The organism is Tateyamaria sp. LSS28, assembly GCF_059611725.1.
On the sequence record NZ_JCAPFI010000001.1, the window covers coordinates 629886 to 649223 of the forward strand.

The following is a 19338-nucleotide window of genomic DNA, read 5'->3' on the forward strand; positions in this document are numbered from 1 at the left end:
CGCCTTACCTGGCAATCGTAAGGCGGACGTGTCGTCCGCCCCGCGCGTCAATCCAACTTGCGCGCTTCGTCTTCCAACATGACAGGAATGCCGTTGCGGATCGGATAGGCCAGCTGCGCCGCGTCCGAGATCAGTTCCTGTTTTTCGGCATCATAGCGCAATGTCACATGGGTGAGCGGGCAGATCAGTGCCTCCAGCATCCGGCGATCAACATCCGTACTCATTGCATCATTTCGCCTTCACCGCCACGCAACGCAAACTCGATCAAAGTGATCAAGGTTTCGCGACGGGTACTGAGGGACGGCGCCTCGAGCAAGGCCTGTTTGTCCTCGGGGTCGAAGTCCAGCATCATCGACAAGGAATTGATCAGCAATTCGTCATCTGCGTCCTTCAACGTTTCCCAATCTGCCGACAAGGATTGCGCCGCAAAATAGCGACCCAGAAGGTCCAAAAACGTGGGCCGGTCAAAACTGGGATCTTCCTCGCAGCGGCCCTGATCACGATCAAAACCGGACCATGACACTTCGCATCGACGATACGGCGTGAACCCATCCACCTCATTCTGCACTCGAAAGCGCGAGATGCCACTCAGGGTGATCAGGTAGCGGTTGTCCTCGGTCTCGGAAAATTGCGTGACCCGGCCCGCGCAGCCAATCGTTTGCAGCCCATTGCCTTTGCGCCCTTCCACCTCGTTGGGCTGCACCATACCGATCAAACGGTGCGGCGTTTTCAGAGCGTCATCAAGCATTTGCAGATAGCGCGGTTCGAAGATGTGCAGAGGCAAACGAGAGCGCGGCAACAGCAGCGCCCCCGGCAATGGAAAGACCGGGATTACGCCGGGAAGGTCAGCCACTTTTATCATGCAATGTCAGCTAGCCCGTGAATCGCATCAGGCAAATATCATTGAGCTCAAACGACGACGTCCATTCAGAACAATCGGGTCGTTTGGCTTGAGAGCATCGAAGATGGTGAAGAGCTGTTCCTTGGCAGCGCCGTCGTTCCACTCGCGATCCCTGCGGAATATTTCGAGCAGCTCATTGACCGCTGCCTCTGCATCTCCGCTGGCGTGCAGCGCTTGCGCCAGTTCGAACCGGGCCTCCGAGTTGCCCTCATCCGCCTCAACTGCGGCGCGCAGCTCGGCGACCGGCCCCGCATCCTCGGCCTGACGGGCCAATTGCAATTGGGCATGGGCCGCTTCCACTTCGGCACTGTCAGAGATTTCGGCAGGTGCCCCGTTCAGGATCGCCTCGGCCTGATCCAAATCTTCCATCGCGATATGCGCTCGGACCAATCCACCGTAAGCGCCTGCATGGTTGGGGTCCTCTTCCAGGATCGCGGCAAAGGTCTGGGCCGCGTCCACGGCAGCACCTTCGGTCAGCATTTCTTCGGCGGCTTCAACGGCATCGTTCAGGCTGTCCCCGGGCGCTTCACCGCCGGCCGCCTTGATCACCCGATCCACGAACTCCGTGATTTCCGAACCCGGAACAGCGCCTTGGAATCCATCCACTGGCTGGCCCTGCCAAAAGGCATAAACAGTCGGGATCGACTGGATGCGCAGCTGGCCCGCGATCATCTGTGCCTCGTCTACGTTGATCTTGACCATCTTGACGGCGCCCTTGGCGGCCTTGACCGCATCCTCGAGCAGCGGCCCAAGCGTCTTGCACGGGCCACACCATGGCGCCCAGAAGTCCACGATCACCGGCACGGTCTGACTGGCCTCGACCACGTCCTGCATGAAGCTCGCTTCGGAGCCATCCTTGATCAGGTCGGCGTCATCGGGGCCTGCGGACAATCCCAAATCCATCATTTTGTCATTCCTTCTTGGCGCGGCGGGTCGCGCTTTATATGGACCCGCAGGCGTCCGGTGCCAAGCCACTAAGGTCAATCTGCATGAGTGGCAGGGTGCGACCGACGATGGCCTCGGACGGAACGCCCCCGATCACACGCGCGCCCATGCGTTCATAGAACGGCACAGCATCCGGGTCCGCTTCGATCTGCATCTGTGTGGCCCCCTGCGCACGTGCCTGGTCAATGGCCCAAGATACAAGAGCACGCCCGACACCCTGTCCCATCGCTTCAGGATCAACAAACAGCTTGTCGAGGTCCGCGCGATTCTCACGGACCACCAACTTGCACAGACCCTGCGGACCGTTGTTGTCGAACACACGCAGTTCGTCGCTCTCAATATCTCGCGGAGTCAAAACCAGAACGGCGCGGGCGGCCTTCATGAAGTCCTCGTCATAGCCCCAATGGGCCTTTGACCGGTGCATCAAGGTGGTCAATGCATCCAGTTCATCAAGGCGTGCGGGCCTGATCAAAGGTCGAAGCTCGCAAAGACCGGGGCGTGGTCGCTGGGTTTTTCCCAGCCGCGGGCGTCACGCATGATGCGGCTGGAATGCGCGGCGTTCGAGATGTCGGGCGTGGCCCAGACATGATCAAGGCGGCGGCCCTTGTCGGCGGCATCCCAATCCTTGGCGCGATAGGACCACCAGGAATAAAGCTGCCCCTCGGGGATGTCGGCACGTGTGACGTCAACCCAGCCACCGGCATCCTGCGTTTCGGCAAGGTGCTCGACCTCGATGGGTGTGTGGCTGACGACCTTCAGGAGTTGCTTGTGGGACCACACATCATCCTCGCGCGGGGCGATGTTGAGATCGCCGACGAGGATGGATTTCTGCGGTTTGTCGCCGTGGAACCAGTCGCGCATATCGGTGAGATAGTCGAGTTTCTGACCGAATTTCTCGTTCTTCTCGCGGTCAGGCACGTCGCCCCCCGCGGGGACATAGAAGTTGTGGACGGTCACGCCATTTTCGAGCTGTCCCGCAATGTGGCGGGCGTGGCCAAGGCCTGCGAAATCCTGCGCGCTGGATTCGACCATGGGGATTTTCGACAGGATCGCGACGCCGTTGTAGCCCTTGTCGCCCCGCGCAACCATGTGGGTATAGCCGAGCGCTTCGAACCCTTCACGGGGGATCTTGTCGACCGGGCTTTTGCACTCTTGCAGGCACAGCACATCTGGGCCTTCTTCCTTGAGCAGCTTGAGCACGATGGGTTCGCGCAGGCGGACCGAATTGATGTTCCAGGTGGCGAGGGTGAAGGACATGGGCGGCTCCAGAAATCCGGGTTTGGAGGCCAGACTAGACGCCGGAAACCGCAGTCTCCACCCGGAAAATGCGTTTTGTCCCCGTGGGGACAAGCCCTTCGGTCTGTTCACGGGATTTCAATGGTTCCGTTATTGTCACGACGTGTCAGCAGGTTGGGTGTGCGGACGGTGGATTATGTCCATTTTAACCGGCGCGGAGACAGACTGACCCACGAAGGCAGGCGGCTTCGCGGGTCAGGCGCGGCACTGGCTGCGTGTGATCGTACCGACTTTAGGGCGTTTGATCATTCTCGGCAGGCAGATCGTAGATGCCGCCAGTGAGCCAGGCAGGCCAATCTCGTTCGAAAAAGGATTTCGCATTGGCGTTAAAAGCGCGGTTGGGCCGGGTCGAGATCACGATGTCTGTGCCGTCGAGCCGCACGAGGATTTGTTCGCGCATATCCGCGTCACGCTCGGGGCGAAACCTTACATGCGACAGCGGCCCCGTTCGCGCCATGGGCAAGGCGGCGCCTGCCGGATCGCAGATGGCCCGTGCACCGCGGCTGCCCCCGCCGTTCGAGATGTAGTGATCAAGCGCGGACAGCACCGCCTCGGACGCGAGCGCCATTTGCTGCCATTGCAGGGCGCGGCCAATTTCGTTTTCGCGCGTATAGGCGATACCGTTCTGGCGGATGGCATCGTTCAATTGCCGCGCCTCTGAACGCGCCGATGTCACGTCTTTGGCGGTGCAGAGAATACCTGCGTGATCGCTCATCCGGGCCTGTATGTCGCTGCGAATGTCCTTGATCGTGTGCGGACTGTCCGTTTTGAGGACGGCCTTTATTTCAGTGATGGCGCGGTCGATGTGCGGCTTAGTATCTGAGGGCGCATGGGCTTTGCCGCTGGCGGCCACATGTTCGGCCACGCGGGTGCCAAACACCTGACCGGCATTCAAAGCCGAGCCGCCGGGCCGGGTCGCCCCGTGCGTACCTGACGCTTCGCCCACCGCATAAATACCTGCGATGTTGGTCCGCCCCCATGTATCGACGGCGATACCACCGTTCATGTGCTGATTGTTGACCGCAAATTCCAACGGGTCAGAGGTGATGTCGACCTTGTAGCGTTTGTAGAGCTCAATCGCGAGCGGGTTCATGTGGCGCAGCCGGTCGATGGGCAGGTCGTGCGCGGCACCGGCACTTGAAAGATACGTACGCACGTCGTCGTCCAGCCGTTCGAGATCAAAGCCCTGATCCCCCGGCACGGGCAGCGGGTTGCGGTTGAAGTCCATAAAGACCCGCCGCCCTTTCTGGCCTTCGGTGAAGATCGCGAGGTCCACGAGGCTGGACTGGAAATCCAGCATCCGACTGGCGTGGAAGGGCCATTGATAGCCCTTGCGGAAAATGTTCGAGGCCATTTCCTGCGTGGTGCGATAGTAGTCGGCGAGAAAGTGGTGCTCGGCCCCCGTATCATCCACGGAATAGATATGCGGGATCACCTGCACGTAGGTGCCGGACAGGTTCCACGGAAAACCTTCACGGCGGGTGCCGATGCCAAACTGGCTTTCCGTGATGTTGACCAGTTCCAGCCCGGTTTCAAGTGCGAGCCCAAGCGTGCCAAAACACCCGTTGGGGAACACGCTGTCGCGATAGAGCTCACCCGGACCACCTGCTGCAAGGATAAGCGCCGCGCATTGGAACAGCGCGAGACCAAGCGGGTTGGTATCCGTGCGTGCCTTGGGCCGGATCGTCAGCACACCCGTGACTTGCGTCTGATCCCCCTGCCCGTCGGTCAGCACCTTCAAGGCGGTGGTGTGGTTGAACAGTGGGACGCCAAGGCGGATCGCCTCTTCGGCCAGCACCTTGACCATGAGCCGTGAGGTGCGCGGACCGCAGGAGGTGGCGCGCCCGACCTCGTCATGGTCGGTCTGATACCGGAGCGTGCCACCAAGATCGTCCTGCGGCAGCGGCAGACCGAGATATTGCAGTGACGCCATGGCCCGGATCGAGCCGACGGCTTCGATATATGCCGTGTCTTCGTCCATCGCGCCGCCTGCGCGGATGGCGGCGGCCATGGCCTGGAAATTGTCGCCCTGGTCCTTGGTGTTGGCGGTGTGCAACGTTTGCTTGTCCGACCCGGAACAGGCCGACGTTCCGCCCCATGCGCTTTGGCTGATGACCGTGACATCCACGTTGCGGCGCTTCATCTCGACCGCCGCACGCAGGCCTGCCGCGCCGCTGCCGATCACGACGGCGCCACAGGGAAACACGGGGATTTCGTAGCCCGAGGCTGTTACGTGCCGGTCCGGCGCGGGTTCTGCCGGCAAACGCGGCATGACCACGTCCGTGAGCGCATCAAGAATGTGCTGGGGAACAGAAAGGCTCATTCATCCGGGTCCTTTGGGGTTAGTCGATGTCGACCCATCGTTTCAGACGCGCGGAGTCCATGCAGGCGTCTACGATCTGGCAGATGTGGTGGCCCGTCTCGAAGGTTGGCCACATGGGTTGGTTCGAGACAATGGATCGGATGAGCTCGGCCACTTCGATGATCTTGCCCTCGTTATAGCCCAGCGCGAAGTTTGGGAGCGGCAGGAACGCGCCATAGGTCGGGTGTTCCGGGCCCACGTCGATCTCACGGAAACCCCGCCGTCCGGTGGGGTCATCGTTGGAATAGAACCGCAGGCGATTGACCTCGTCGAACGTGTAAGCGAGGCTGCCCTTTGTGCCGTAGATTTCATATGTTTGCGTGAATTTGCGGCCCGTGGCGACGCGACTGAAGTCAATGATGCCTTTTGCGCCGTTCTCAAAGGTACAGAGCAGGTTTGTGCCATCAGGGTTGGTGACATCGCCCCACTCGGTCTGATCCGTGATCTCCGGGGCTGCGCCACCAAAGTCCACCCCTTCGATCTTGGGCCGTTTCGGGGCGGTAATGTAGCTGTCGGCGATCAGCGATGATACGCGCCCAATCAGAAAATCCATAAAGCTGAACACGTGGCTGCCGGTGTCGCCGATGATGCCTGTGGGGGCGAGGTCGCCATTGGCGCGCCACATGTAAGGGGCGAGCGGGTCGGCATAGATATCCACGTGTTGGCAGCCTTTGAACAGCTTGACCTCGCCAATTTCACCCGCCTCGATAATGTCTTTGGCGCGGTCATGGATCGGGTTGCGGGGAAAGGAGTGGCCGACGCGCGTGATCAGGCCCTTTTCGCGGGCTATGTCCGCAAGCTCGCGCGCCTCTTTGGCGGTGTCGGCCAGAGGCTTTTCACAATAGACGTGCTTGCCGGCCAGAAGGGCCGCCTTGGCCACGTCATAGTGCAGGTTGTCCGGCAAGCAGATGTCGATCAGGTCGATGTCGGGATCGTTCACCGCCTCTTGCCAACTGGTCAGGATCTTGGCCCCCGGGGCACGAAAGGCCAAATCCTTGGCCGCATCGGGGTTGGCCTCGACCAGGGCTGTGACGCGAGCTGTGCCACCACCGTCTCCGAAGAAATGCGGAAAGGTCTGGTAGGCCATGGTGTGAACCTTGCCCATCCAGCCCGACGCGCCCAGAACTGCGACTTTTACTTCCGTCATGTGCTTTTCCTTCTGTGTTGCTGGCGCTTGGAACGTTCCATCGTTTTGGCGCAGCGTGTTTCGGGGCCACCCACTGTCGGGCGCGTTGCAATCAGGGTCCGCTAGAGGCCCTCTTGATCAGTTGGACCGGGCTGCGGGCGGTCAGCGCAGGGCGTTTGCCGTCCTTGATCCACCCGAGGATTTGCGCAGCCGTTGATTTTGCAAAGTCAGGGATGTTGCAGCTGACCGAGGTCAGGGACGGATAGCTGTCGCGGCAATCTTCGATATCGTCAAAGCCCACGACCCGCAGGTCGGTGCCGACGCGCACGCCAAGCTCGGGACAGGCTGCAAGCACGCCGAGGGCGACAAGGTCGTTGAAACATAGCACGCCATCGACATCCGGGTGATTGGCTTGCAGGTCGGCGGCCATGGATTTGCCAAAGGATCGCGTCGCCTGCCCGGTCAGGACAATCGGTTCGATCCCGGCCTCGGACAAGACCGCGAGGTAGCCGCTCATCCGTTCTTCGGTGACAGGGCGGCCATCCAACCCGCCCAGAAACGCGATGCGCTTGCATCCCATCTCGAGCAAATGCTCGGTCGCGAGGCGTCCGCCCCGTTCATAGTCCGGTGCGACGAAAGGAAACTTGCGATCACTGGCATCGAGCGCCCGGAACACCTGTAGCGTGGGCGTGTTGGATGCTTCGAGGACGGCGAGGGCGTCCTGTTCAGCGCCATAGCTAGGTGAGACAATGAAGCCGGACACGCCATGTTCGACCAGCGAAGAGATCATGCGCGTCTGCAGGTCCGGGTCTTCGTCCGAGTTGGCAAGCACGGTCGCAAACCCGTTCTTGGCCAGTTCCATCTGAAACAGGGCCGCGAATTCGGTAAAGAACGGGTTGCGCAGGTCGTTGATCACAAGACCGATCAGGCCGGACGAGGACGAGCGCAACGTTGCGGCCGAGCGATTGTAGACATAGCCGATGTCGGCCATCGCCTGCCGCACCGCCTGCCGGGTCGATTCCTTGACCGTCTTGTTGCCTTGCAAGACTAGGCTGACGGTCGATTTCGACACGCCCGCCCGTTTGGCAACATCCAGTATGGTTGGTCTTTGACCCATCTGCAGGCTTTCCTTTGCTATCGGCCTTTTCTGGTCTCAAACATCGAGGTCGAGCACAAGGATGCCGTCGATCCCGCCCACGGCATTTTCAACAAGTTGCCCGCCAAGTGCCTTGTGTTCGTCATTGTCGGCATAGGTTTGCAGCGCATCCCAGCCATCGAAATCAATCACGAAGCCATGCATGTAGCCGCGTTCGATCTGTTCGGGGCTTTCTGACCGGCCGCCGGTGAAGTTTTGTGCGCCGGGCAATTTGTCCGCCAGTGCAGACAGGCCCGCATAGATACCGGCAATCTTGTCTTCGGACGTGTCCGGCTTGAACTTGGTGATTACGATGTGACGGATCATTGCATGAGTCCCTGATCTTGCTTGATCATGTCAGCGGCCTTTTCACCGATCATGATGGATGGAGCGTTGGTGTTGGAGGAGTTGACCGTAGGCATGACCGAGGCATCGGCCACACGCAGCCCTTCGATCCCATTGAACCGCAGGCGTGGGTCCAGCACGGCATCGGCATCATTGCCCATGCGGCAGGTGCCCGCGCAGTGGTGTGATGTTTTGGAATGCACGCAGATAAAGTTGAAGTAGTCCTCATCCGTCTGCACATCTCGCCCCGGCAAACGTTCGGCCATGATGAAAGGTTTCAGAGCGTCCTGCGCCAGAATGTTCTGTACCAGCTTCAGGCCCCGGATCGACATTTCCCGATCATAGGGGTCTGACAGATAGTTCGGGTCGATCAGGGGCATATCGGCGGGATTGTCGCTTTGCAGCCTGACGCTGCCGCGAGAGCGCGGGCGTAAGTGGCATGCGTTGAGGGTCACACCGCCGTTTGGCATGGCTTCGACCCCGGCCTCGATCCCCGTACCAAGCCCGAGATGCATCTGGATATCGGGCGAGCGTGCGTTTTCATCCGCATACCAGAAACCGCCGGTTTCAAAGAGGCTGGAGGCAACCGGCCCCTTGCGCGTGAACAGATATTGCAGCCCGGCCAGCGCGCTCAGGTGCAGCTTGGCAAAGCGGTCATAGGTATGTGGACCGGTCACCTCGCAAATCGCATAGAGATCAAGGTGATCCTGAAGGTTCGCGCCGACCCCCGGCTGGTCCAGCACAACGTTGATGCCAAGCCCGTGCAGGTGATCCGCCGGACCGATACCCGAGAGCTGCAAGAGGCGGGGTGATCCGATGGCGCCGGAGGACAGGATAACTTCGCGATCTGCTGCGACCTTGGTGCCGTCTGCCATCTCGACCCCTGTGGCGCGCCCGTTTTCGACGGTGATACGTCGGACCTGCGCCTGCATCTGAACGGTCAAATTGGGCCGTGACTTGGCTGGGGTCAGAAACGCCATCGCAGCCGAGGATCGGCGCGCATTGCGCTGTGTCAGCTGATAGTAGCCTGCCCCGTCCTGCTTGGCCCCGTTTACGTCGGTGGTCTTGGGAATGCCCAGTTGTTCTGCGGCCTCGATGAACGCGTCACAGATTGGCAGCGGTGCGGCTGGCATGGAGACGCCCAGTGGGCCGCCCTGGCCGTGATACTCCCCATTGTAAGTGTCGTTGTCCTCGGATTTTTTGAAGTAGGGCAGAACGTCTTCATAGCTCCACCCCTCGCATCCCATTTGCCGCCACTCGTCATAGTCCTGAGCCGCACCGCGCGTGTAGATTTGCGCATTGATCGCCGAACCGCCGCCGATGACCTTGGCCTGGGTATAGTTGAAGACCTTGTCCTGCATGGAGCGCTGCGGCGTGGTCGACCACCCCCATGATCCGATGCCCTTGGTCATCTTGGCGAAGCCTGCGGGCAGGTGGAAAAACGGGTGGCGGTCGCTGCCACCAGCTTCGAGCAGCAAAACACGCGCGTCTGGGTGTTCTGTCAGCCGCGCTGCAATCACCGACCCCGCCGATCCGCCCCCGATGACAATGAAATCATAGCCCTTGGCCGTCATGCCGCAAACTCCGTCTGGGCAATGTGCCGCCCGGCCCGGTGGGCGAGCGCCGCGATGGTCAATGCGGGGTTCACCGCCGCGGATGTCGGCAGAACCGAGGCATCGACGATAAACAGGTTCTTGTGGTCATGGCTGCGGCAGAACGTGTCCACGACGTTTGCCGCCGGGTCGGCCCCCATGCGTGCCGTGCCACACTGGTGTGATGGGGTGCGGCGGTCGAAGGGCCGCGACATCACGATGGGAAACCCTGCCTGTTTCAGTTTGGCCGTGAGCTTTTTCACCAAAAGTTCGTGCCCGGCCCAGTTCGACCGTTGCCAATCAAGCTTGATCTTCCCGTTCTTGAGCGTCACCCGGCTGTCCGGGTTCGGCAGGTCCTCTGACATGGCGTAGAAATCGAAACTGCGCGCGGCGATCTGGTGGGCCAGCCAGCGCGGCAGGCGTGCATTGGCCGCAAGGATGGGGCCGGTGATTTTACCAAGCAACTGGATGTTGCCAAGAGGACCGTCGCCGTCACTGTCCAGGTAGTAGTCATTCACCATCAGCGTTTTCTGGTACACCGCCCGGTTCCGCCGGAACGGATGCAGGGCCAGCACGGCGCTGCAATTGTGGTTCATGAAGTTTCGCCCGACCTGATCCGAGCGGTTGGCAAGGCCCGTCGGGCAGTTGTCATTGGCCGATGCAAGCAGCAGTGCCGCCGTCTGCACCGCACCAGCAGCCAGCACGATGATCGGTGCTGTCAGCGTTTCGGTGCCTCCATCCACCTCGCAGGTGACACCTGTCACTTGACCGTCCGGGTCCGCGATCAGGGCCGTTGCACGGCATCCGGTGCGGATCTGGACGTTGTCATGTGCCAGTGCGGTAGAGAGACCGCAGGTTTCCGCGTCCATCTTGCCGCCACAAGTGTCGGGATAGGCATCCCATGTGGTCTGCCCCGCCGCCAGCCAGCGGTCGATGTCGACGCCAAGCGGGAGATGGCTGGGCGTCAATCCAACCCGTTTCAACCGGGCGCGCAGATCGGCGACGTCGTCCTCATCCGGCACCGGTGTGTGCGGGTAGGTCCCGGAATGGGGCGGCTCTGTCGGGTCATCGCCCAAGGCCCCCCGCACAGCATAGAGCTGTTCCGCCGCCTGGTAGTCGGGTTCAAGCTCGTCATAGCTGATCGGCCAACCGGGTGTTGCGCCGCCTGCGTGATGCACAACACCAAAATCCTCGGCCCGGTATCGGATCAGCACGGCACCGTAGAATTTCGAATTGCCCCCGACATTGTAGTAGTTGCCGGGGTTGAAGGGCTGGTCTTTGCCATCCAGCCAAACCTCGTCCGGGCGAAAGACACCGTCCCCGAAAATCGCCTGCGCGTCACGGTCCCGTGGCGACGGGCGCAGGTGGTCCCCCCGTTCAAGGATCAGGATGCGGCGGCCCGTGGGAGCAAGCACCGCAGCCAGTGTCGCGCCGCCCATGCCCGAGCCGATTATGATAACGTCGGGCTGCATTAAGGTGCGATGCGCGCCTCGGTCGCGGGATCAAAGGCGACCGCTTTTTCCATGTTCACGGCAAAGGTGAAATCCGCGCCCGGATGTACCTCGGCATCAGAGCGCATCCGCGCGATCACGTCCTTGCCACCCATGGTCATCGTCACGAAAGTGTCGGAGCCTGCGGGTTCCGTCACAACGATCCGATTGGTCATATGCGCGATGTTCGAGGATTTGCGGTCTGCCGCGTCTTCGTCCGTGATCGTTTCGGGCCGGATGCCCAGAAGGATGTCTTTCCCGTCCCAGTCCGCCATGTTGTCCTGGCTGAATGGCAGGGCGGTTTCGGTCCCGTCGTGCAACGCAACGCGCGCCATGGGCTTGCCGTTTTCGACCGCGACCCGTGCCGGTACGACGTTCATCGCCGGTGACCCCATGAAGGTCGCCACAAAGATGTTCGCGGGCGTGTCGTAGATATCCTGCGGCGTACCAAGTTGCTGGACATAGCCGCCGTTCATCACGGCAATGCGCGTCGAAAGCGTCATCGCCTCGATCTGGTCATGGGTCACATAGACGATGGTTGTGCCAAGCTTCTGGTGGAGCTTCTTGATCTCTGTCCGCATGTCGACGCGCAGTTTCGCATCGAGGTTGGACAGCGGCTCGTCAAACAGAAACACATCCGGATCGCGCACCAGTGCGCGGCCCATGGCAACCCGTTGCCGCTGCCCACCGGACAGTGCACCGGGTTTGCGATCAAGCAGTTGTTCGATCTGCAAGAGGTTGGCCACCTCCTTCATCGCCTTCTCGCGCTCGGGCTTGGGCGTGCCGTGCATTTCCAGCCCGAAGGTGATGTTCTGTCCAACCGTCATGTTCGGGTAGAGCGCGTAGGACTGGAACACCATTGCGATGTTGCGCTTGGACGGGTGGACCCCGTTCATCACCCGATCCTTGATCCGGATTTCACCGCTGCTGATCTCTTCCAGACCGGCAATCATGTTCAGAAGCGTGGATTTCCCACAGCCCGACGGGCCGACGAGGACAAGAAACTCGCCCTCTTCGATCGAGATGTCCACGTTGTGCAGAACTTCGACCGCGCCATAGGACTTGGTTGTGTTGTCGATATCGAGAAAGCCCATGGGTCTTATCCTTTGACGGAGCCAGCCATCAGACCGCGCACGAAATAGCGGCCCGCGACGATGTAGACGAGGAGAGTGGGAAGCGCGGCCAGGATCGCACCGGCGAAGTGAACGTTGTATTCCTTCACCCCGTGGCTGGCCTGCACCAGATTGTTAAGCGCAACCGTCATGGGCTGGCTGTCAGCGCCCGCAAAGGAGGCGCCGAAGAGGAAGTCGTTCCAGATATTGGTGAACTGCCAGATGATCGACACCACCGCGATGGGGCCTGACGAGGGCAGAAGAATACGCCAGAAAATCTGGAAAAACCCCGCCCCGTCGATCTGTGCCGCGCGCACCAGTTCGGTCGGGAAGACGGCGTAGTAGTTGCGGAAGTAGAGCGTCGTGAACCCGATCCCGTAGACCACGTGGACCAGCACAAGACCCCATGTTGTTCCGGCCAACCCCATCAGGCCCAGCATCCGCGCCATGGGGATCAGAACGATCTGGAACGGGATAAAGCAGGCAAAGAGCATGAGGCCGAACAGGATCGTGTCCCCACGAAACCGCCATTTGGTCAGAACATAGCCATTGAGGGCGCCCAGGATGGTCGAGATGGCGACAGCAGGCACGACCATCTTGATTGAGTTCCAGAAATACGGGGACAGGCCTGTCGGCTCGACCCCGATCTGCGCCGAGGACCACGCCTTGGCCCACGGTTCCAGCGTCCAGAGCTGCGGCAGGTTCATCATGCCGCCGCCTGTGATTTCTTCCAGCGGCTTCACCGAATTCACCAGCATCACGTAGAGCGGCAGCATGTAGAACAGCGCAAACAGGACCAGCACGAGGTAGATCAGCATGCGCACGGCGCGCCCTGTGCGGATGGCGGTATCTTGGGTTGCGTGCGCCATCATTTCTTCTCCCGCAATTCGGCGTAGAGGTATGGGATCATGATGGCCGCAATGGTCATCAGCATGATCGTGGCCGAGGCCGCACCGATCCCCATCTGGTTCCGCGAGAACGTGTAGGAATACATGAAGGTCGCGGGCAATTCGGTTGCCCGCCCGGGGCCACCGCCGGTTAGAGCGATGACAAGGTCAAACGTCTTGATGGCGAGGTGGCTGAGGATCACGAAGGCCGACAGGAACGCGGGCCGCAACTGTGGAATGATGATCCGGCGATAGAGGTTCCAATTCGAGGCGCCATCCATCTGCGCCGCCTTGAGGATTTCGTTGTCGATCCCGCGCAGACCCGCAAGGAACATGGCCATGACAAACCCGCTTGTCTGCCAGACTGCCGCAAGAACCACGGTGTAGATGGCGAAATCCCGGTTCTTGATCCAATCGAACTCAAAGCTGGTCCAACCCCAGCTTTGCATGACATTCTCAAGCCCGATGCCGGGATCGAGAAACCATTTCCACGCCGTGCCTGTCACAATGAAGCTAAGCGCCATCGGATAGAGGTACACGGTTCGAATGAACCCTTCGGCCCGGATTTTCTGATCGAGGAAGATCGCAAGGCTAAGCCCAAGGACCGTACAGATCCCGATATAGAGCAGGGCAAAGATGCCCATGTTGGTGATCGACGTTTCCCAATGGCTGAGGCGCCAGAGCTTGGAGTAATTCTCCCATCCGACCCAACCGAAGGACGGCAGAAGCCGACTGTCGGTAAAGGACAGATAGACCGAGAACGCGATGAACCCGTAGACAAAGATCAGGACCATGGCCAGCGATGGTGAAAGCACCAGCTTGGGCAACCATGTCTGTAGCCGTGTCTTGAAATCCGCGTTGGCAGCCTGTGCCATGACGCGCCCTCCTCACCCAGAAGTCATTGGTTTGTTTTGCATCCAAAGTGACGGGGCGACGGCACTGTGCCACCGCCCCACCAAGGGAGGATCACTTGGCGATCGACACCGCGTCGACAAGTTCCACAATAGCGGTTTCGCTGTCGTACTCGCCGTTGAAATGCGCCGTGACCACGTCGTAGATCGCGTTCTTCACCGACGCAGGGTTGGCATGGCCGTGGGCCATGGAACCAAAGAGGTTACCCGAAGATGCGGCGGCAGCCAGATCGGCCATGCCTTTCTTGCCGCAATCGTCAAACGCCTCGTTCGACACGTCGGTGCGTGCGGGAACCGACCCTTTCACCACGTTGAAGGCGGATTGGAACGAGGGCGACAGGATCGCCGTGGCGAGCTTGGCCTGTTCCGGGGAAACGGCACCGCCTTGGTCGAACATCATGAACTGGTCCGCGTTGAACGTGACCTGATCAGACGTGCCGGGGAAGCGGAAGCACAGGAAGTCCTGACCCGGCACCTTGCCCGCGTTCAGAAACTCGCCCTTGGCCCAGTCGCCCATCATCTGGAAACCGGCTTCGCCATTGATGACCATGGCAGTTGCGAGGTTCCAGTCACGGCCCGAGAAATTCTCGTCCACGTTTTCGCGGATCACGGCCATGCGATCGAACGCCTCTTTCATGCCGTCACCACCCAGAACGCTGTCGTCAAGGTCGATGAACGCGGCCTTGTAGCCATCCGGTCCAAGCACCGACATCGCCACAGCGTCAAAGACAGTGGCTTCTTGCCAGGCCTGCCCACCGTGCGCGACCGGCGTGACACCGGCTGCCTTGAGCGTATCCAGTGCGGCGGTGAACTCTTCCCATGTGGTTGGCACCGCGATGCCATTGGCATCAAGCACAGCCTTGTTGGCCCAGACCCAGTTGGTCGAATGCACGTTCACCGGGGCAGAAACCCACTTGCCATCCACTTTGGCGAATTGCTGCAGGGCGGCCGGGATCACGTCGTCCCACCCTTCTGCCGCGGCAACATCATTGAGGTTCGCCAGAGCGCCCTGGTTTGCCCAGTCGAGAATGTCAAAGCCAAGGCCCTGAACGGCTGTCGGTGCATTGCCAGCAGTGACGCGTGCGCGCAGAACAGTCATCGCCTGTTCGCCGCCGCCGCCTGCAACCGGCATGTCGGTCCAGCCGACACCCTGACCTTCCAGGTCATCCTTCAGAACGTTCAGCGCTGCGGCCTCACCGCCCGATGTCCACCAGTGCAACACCTCGACACCGCCGTGTCCATCTGCATGAGCAGCACCGGCGCTGACCGTCAGCGCCAGCGCGATTGCTGTTTTGGTCTTCAAAAAAGAACGCATTGGTTTCCTCCCATTTTGCGTTTGCAGTGACGCGCGCTATGCGCACGTCTCGACCCAAGGTGCCCGGCTGCGTCCGATGCGCATGACCATTGATTTCACCTCGAGAAATTCATCAAAGCCATAGCGGCCAATCTCGCGTCCCTGCCCCGATTGCTTCATGCCGCCAAAGGCCAGTTCTGGGTATCCGTCCATCCAGGTGTTGGTCCAAACCGTACCCGCTTCGGCGCGGCGTGCAAACTCCAGACAGGTATGGACGTTTTCGCTCCAGACTCCAGCAGAGAGGCCATAGTTGCTGTCATTCGTCAGCGCGATGGCCTCGCCCAGTGTGCGGAACGTCAAGACCGACAGAACCGGGCCAAAGACCTCTTCCCGCGCAATCGCCATGTCAGGTGTCACGCCGCTGATGATCGTCGGCTGATAGAATTGTCGGCCAAGCCCATCGACGGACAGAGCACCCCCGCCCAGTTCCAGCTTGGCACCGGCGGCAATGGCGGCTTGCACATATCCGTCAATCTTGGCGTTGTGTTCGGGCGTAACGATGGCACCGACTTGCGTGGACGGATCAAGCGGGTCGCCAAACTTCACCTGTTTGGACAGCGCAACCACGCGGGCCACAAACGCATCCGCGATATCCTCGTGCACGATGATGCGACTGGACGAATTGCAGCATTGTCCGACATTGAAATAGACGCCGAAGGTCACAGCGTCAGCGGCGCTTTCCAGATCGGCGTCGGGAAAGATCACCTGCGGGTTCTTGCCACCCAGTTCCAGCGCGACTTTCTTCAGTGTTCCAGACGCGCTTTGCGTAATCAGCTTGCCCACAGCAGTTGAGCCGGTAAACGTCACCATGTCCACGTCGGGGTGGGTCGACATCAGGCTTCCGACCGGCTCACCGTAGCCCAGAACGATGTTGCAGACGCCCGCAGGCAACCCCGCCTCCACCAGTAGTTCACCCATCATTACGGTCGAAGACGGCGTCATCTCGGACGGTTTGACCACCACCGTGCAGCCAGCGGCCAAAGCGAAAGGGAGTTTCTGGGACAGGATCCAGAACGGGAAATTCCATGGCGTGATGATGGACACCACGCCAACTGGTTCTTTGACGACAACGCCCAGCATGTTATCGCCAAGCGTGTTGTGACTGTCGCCATGCGTGGTCCGCGCAAGGGATGCGGCGTAGCGCCATAGGTCTGCCGCACCGCCCACTTCGCCACGCGCCTGGGAGATTGGCTTGCCACTTTCCAATGTCTCTTGCAACGCGATGCGTTCAACTTTGGCCTCGATCAAGTCCGCGACCCGAAGCAGAACGGTCGCACGTTCCTTGCCCGAGATGCGGCTCCAAACCCCCGCATCATAGGCACGCCGCGCGGCCAGGATGGCTTGCTCTGTAACCGCCGCGTCGCCCTTGGCCAATACACTGACAACCGTACCGTGCGACGGCGATACACGGTCGAATGTCTCGGTGCCTTCGACCCATTTGCCCTCAATCAGATGACGCCCGGCAAAGGCAGAAGGCAGTGCGTAGTCAATCGCCGTGTTGATCGTCAGGTCATTCATCGTCTCAAGATCCATCGAAACTAGCTGTGCGCTTTTCAAGGAAAGCCTGCACGCCTTCATCACGGTCGGCGCTGGCGGCAGCTGCCGCACTGCCGAGCACCTCAATCGCGGCGCCCCGATCTTCGCCGACGGCACCGTGAATCATTGCCTTGGTCAACTCATTTGCGCGTGGCGACAGGGCACTCAGGGATGCGGCCATGTCTTTTGCAGTGGTCAGCGCGTCGTCGGTCACATCCGACGCAAACCCGAGCATGTGCGCGCGTTCGGCAGTGATGCGCCGCCCGAATATCGCCATTTCTTTTACAACCGGCTCCGACAGAAGCCGCACAAGGCGCTGTGTGCCGGACCAACCCGGCACAATGCCGACCTTGCCTTCGGGAAGTCCAAGCGTCGCCTGAGTAGAAATCACGCGCACATCACAGCAGGCGGCCAGTTCCAGTCCACCACCAAACGCATGGCCATTGATGGCTCCGATCGTCGGCTTGGACAGCCGTGCCAGCATATCAAAGATCCGATGACCGTCTCGGACCCAATGGCGCGCAAACTCGGCCGGGCCAAGTCCACCCCACTCAGCAATGTCTGCACCACAGCAAAACGCCTTGGGGCCCGCACCGGTCACAATGACAGCCCGAATGTCGGGGCGGTGTTCAATGTCGATCAGATGCGCCTCTAGCGACCTGAGCATGGCTGTTGTGAAGGCGTTTAGCTTCGCTTCATTGGACAGCGTCAGAACGGCCGTGTCCTGATGATATGTGCAGACAACCTCGGTCATAGTGCGAGGCCCATTGGAGCGTCGGCAAGCAGCGCCTTCGGCATGATCTTGGCATTTTCCGCCACTTGCACGCGGCCTTGCGACGGTCCGACGATATGCTCTGCCGGGTCCACACCCGGCATGATTTCGGTTGCGACCAGCCCGTTGCCGGTCAGTGCGATTACGCAGCGTTCGGTGACATAAAGCACGTTCTGCCCCTGCTCGCGCGCGCGCTTTCCCGAGAACGTCACATGCTCCACCTCGTCCACCATCTTGGTGAACTTGCCGGGTGCCGCGATGTCGATCTTGTCATCAAGCAGGTTGACCTTTGCCCCTGCCTCAAACCACCCCGAGAATACGATGTTCTTGGCCCGGGCGGTGATGTCCACAAATCCACCGCATCCCGCCGTCAAATATGGTTTCTTGCCAAGCTTCGAGACGTTGACGTTCCCTTCAACGTCGACCTCAAGAAATGATAGGAACGACATGTCAAAACCGGCGCCCTGAAAGTAGATGAATTGCTGCGGCGAGGGCACGAACGCATCCGCGTTTGACGCGCATCCAAAGGCAAATCCGGTCAATGGCACACCGCCGACAGCGCCTTGCTCAATGGCCCAGGTCACGGCATCTGGGTGCCCTTCTTCAAGCAGAACCCGGGGCACCATCGCGCTGATGCCGAAGCCAAGATTGGCGGTCATCCCACGACGCAGTTCCATTGCGGCGCGGCGAGCGATCACTTTTTCAATGCCATGGTCCGCCAGCGAGAAGCTGTCCCAGGGCCGCATGATCTCTCCGGAAATGGCGGGGTCATAGGCGGTTTCGGTTGTTTGCTTTTGATCCGCATCGACAACGACGTAGTCCACGAGATGGCCGGGAACCCGCACATCATGGGGCCGAAGGCTGCCATTGGCGGTTACGCGTTTGACCTGCGCAATGACCACGCCACCGTTGTTACGCACGCAAATCGCCTGCTCCAGGCCGCCCAGATAAGCGCCTTCGTGTTCGTAGGTAAGATTGCCGCGCTCATCCGCCGTGGTGGCCCGAATGATGGCCACATTCGGTATGACATTCGGGAAATGCAGCCAGGTTTCACCGTTGAACGCCACGCGGTTGACGATGGGCGCTGCGGCGCCCTTGTCGTTCATCGCACAACCCTGAAGATTTGGGTCCACGAAGGTTTCAAGCCCCACTTTGGTCAAGACACCGGGACGATGCGCCGCCGCCTCACGATGCATGTCGAACATGATGCCGGACGGAACATTGTAGGCGGCAACGCGATCCTCGACGATCATCTTCCAGATCTCTGGCATTTCGACACTGGATGGACCGGACGGATAGGACCCGGCCAATACGCGGGCAAGCAAACCGTCTTTGGCAAGATGATCCATGCCTTTGACGCCATACACATCCCCGGCCGCAATCGGATGCAGTGAAGTGATGTTGCGTGGGTGCCCTTCGGTTGTGAACCGTTCGCCAATTGCCTTGAGCGTCGCATCCGGACACCCCAACGTCGAAGAAGAAGATACGGACAGCACGGCCCCATCCGGAATCTGACGCGCGGCTTCGGCAGCTGGAACGACCTTCTTCATAGTATCCTCCCCACGCCAAGCTCA

Annotated in this window: 18 protein-coding genes; all 18 read right to left on the minus strand. The window is 60.3% G+C overall.

Features of this window, described 5'->3' with window-relative positions; all coding sequences use genetic code 11:
• Positions 1-47: 47 nt before the first annotated feature.
• Positions 48-224 carry a Trm112 family protein gene (locus tag AC53L6_RS03180; protein ID WP_299202801.1) on the minus strand — a complete coding sequence of 59 codons (177 nt, stop codon included), beginning with the start codon at positions 222-224 and terminating at the stop codon, positions 48-50.
• Positions 221-862, minus strand: coding sequence for an LON peptidase substrate-binding domain-containing protein (locus tag AC53L6_RS03185; protein ID WP_299202804.1), 642 nt, complete (start codon positions 860-862; stop codon positions 221-223). Before AC53L6_RS03185 ends, AC53L6_RS03180 begins: the two co-directional genes overlap by 4 nt.
• A 27-nt stretch (positions 863-889) precedes the next feature.
• Positions 890-1807 carry a thioredoxin family protein gene (locus AC53L6_RS03190; protein WP_299600430.1) on the minus strand — a complete coding sequence of 306 codons (918 nt, stop codon included), beginning with the start codon at positions 1805-1807 and terminating at the stop codon, positions 890-892.
• A 34-nt stretch (positions 1808-1841) separates the two neighbouring features.
• Entirely contained in the window at positions 1842-2282 is a 441-nt protein-coding gene (locus AC53L6_RS03195; RefSeq protein WP_496906775.1) for a GNAT family N-acetyltransferase, read from the minus strand.
• A gap of 32 nt (positions 2283-2314) precedes the next feature.
• On the minus strand, positions 2315-3103 hold the full coding sequence (locus AC53L6_RS03200; protein WP_299600434.1) for an exodeoxyribonuclease III: 789 nt from the start codon (positions 3101-3103) through the stop codon (positions 2315-2317).
• A gap of 271 nt (positions 3104-3374) precedes the next feature.
• Positions 3375-5465 carry an FAD-binding protein gene (locus AC53L6_RS03205; RefSeq protein ID WP_496906776.1) on the minus strand — a complete coding sequence of 697 codons (2091 nt, stop codon included), beginning with the start codon at positions 5463-5465 and terminating at the stop codon, positions 3375-3377.
• A 19-nt stretch (positions 5466-5484) separates the two neighbouring features.
• Positions 5485-6651, minus strand: a complete 1167-nt coding sequence (locus tag AC53L6_RS03210) for a Gfo/Idh/MocA family protein (RefSeq protein WP_496906777.1) — start codon at positions 6649-6651, stop codon at positions 5485-5487.
• Positions 6652-6742: 91 nt separating this feature from the next.
• Positions 6743-7747, minus strand: coding sequence for a LacI family DNA-binding transcriptional regulator (locus AC53L6_RS03215; RefSeq protein ID WP_496906778.1), 1005 nt, complete (start codon positions 7745-7747; stop codon positions 6743-6745).
• Between the two features lie 36 nt (positions 7748-7783).
• Positions 7784-8092 (minus strand): Dabb family protein, encoded by a 309-nt coding sequence (locus tag AC53L6_RS03220; protein ID WP_496906779.1) that lies wholly within the window; start codon positions 8090-8092, stop codon positions 7784-7786.
• Positions 8089-9684 carry a GMC family oxidoreductase gene (locus AC53L6_RS03225; RefSeq protein ID WP_496906780.1) on the minus strand — a complete coding sequence of 532 codons (1596 nt, stop codon included), beginning with the start codon at positions 9682-9684 and terminating at the stop codon, positions 8089-8091. Before AC53L6_RS03225 ends, AC53L6_RS03220 begins: the two co-directional genes overlap by 4 nt.
• Positions 9681-11174: an FAD-dependent oxidoreductase gene (locus tag AC53L6_RS03230; protein ID WP_496906781.1), complete on the minus strand. Its 1494-nt coding sequence runs from the start codon at positions 11172-11174 to the stop codon at positions 9681-9683. The genes AC53L6_RS03225 and AC53L6_RS03230 overlap by 4 nt, the downstream gene beginning before the upstream one ends.
• Positions 11174-12286 carry an ABC transporter ATP-binding protein gene (locus AC53L6_RS03235; protein WP_496906782.1) on the minus strand — a complete coding sequence of 371 codons (1113 nt, stop codon included), beginning with the start codon at positions 12284-12286 and terminating at the stop codon, positions 11174-11176. Before AC53L6_RS03235 ends, AC53L6_RS03230 begins: the two co-directional genes overlap by 1 nt.
• 5 nt (positions 12287-12291) lie before the next feature.
• Positions 12292-13173: a carbohydrate ABC transporter permease gene (locus AC53L6_RS03240; protein ID WP_496906990.1), complete on the minus strand. Its 882-nt coding sequence runs from the start codon at positions 13171-13173 to the stop codon at positions 12292-12294.
• Complete coding sequence (locus tag AC53L6_RS03245; protein ID WP_189367462.1) at positions 13173-14066, minus strand: carbohydrate ABC transporter permease; 894 nt, start codon at positions 14064-14066, stop codon at positions 13173-13175. The genes AC53L6_RS03240 and AC53L6_RS03245 overlap by 1 nt, the downstream gene beginning before the upstream one ends.
• 91 nt (positions 14067-14157) lie before the next feature.
• Entirely contained in the window at positions 14158-15417 is a 1260-nt protein-coding gene (locus AC53L6_RS03250; RefSeq protein WP_496906783.1) for an ABC transporter substrate-binding protein, read from the minus strand.
• Between the two features lie 36 nt (positions 15418-15453).
• The gene (locus tag AC53L6_RS03255) at positions 15454-16989 is read right to left on the minus strand and encodes an aldehyde dehydrogenase family protein (protein WP_496906784.1); all 1536 of its coding nucleotides are present in this window, start codon (positions 16987-16989) and stop codon (positions 15454-15456) included.
• Positions 16979-17746 (minus strand): enoyl-CoA hydratase/isomerase family protein, encoded by a 768-nt coding sequence (locus tag AC53L6_RS03260; RefSeq protein WP_496906785.1) that lies wholly within the window; start codon positions 17744-17746, stop codon positions 16979-16981. The genes AC53L6_RS03255 and AC53L6_RS03260 overlap by 11 nt, the downstream gene beginning before the upstream one ends.
• Entirely contained in the window at positions 17743-19314 is a 1572-nt protein-coding gene (locus AC53L6_RS03265) for an acyl CoA:acetate/3-ketoacid CoA transferase (protein WP_496906786.1), read from the minus strand. Before AC53L6_RS03265 ends, AC53L6_RS03260 begins: the two co-directional genes overlap by 4 nt.
• Positions 19315-19338: the final 24 nt, after the last annotated feature.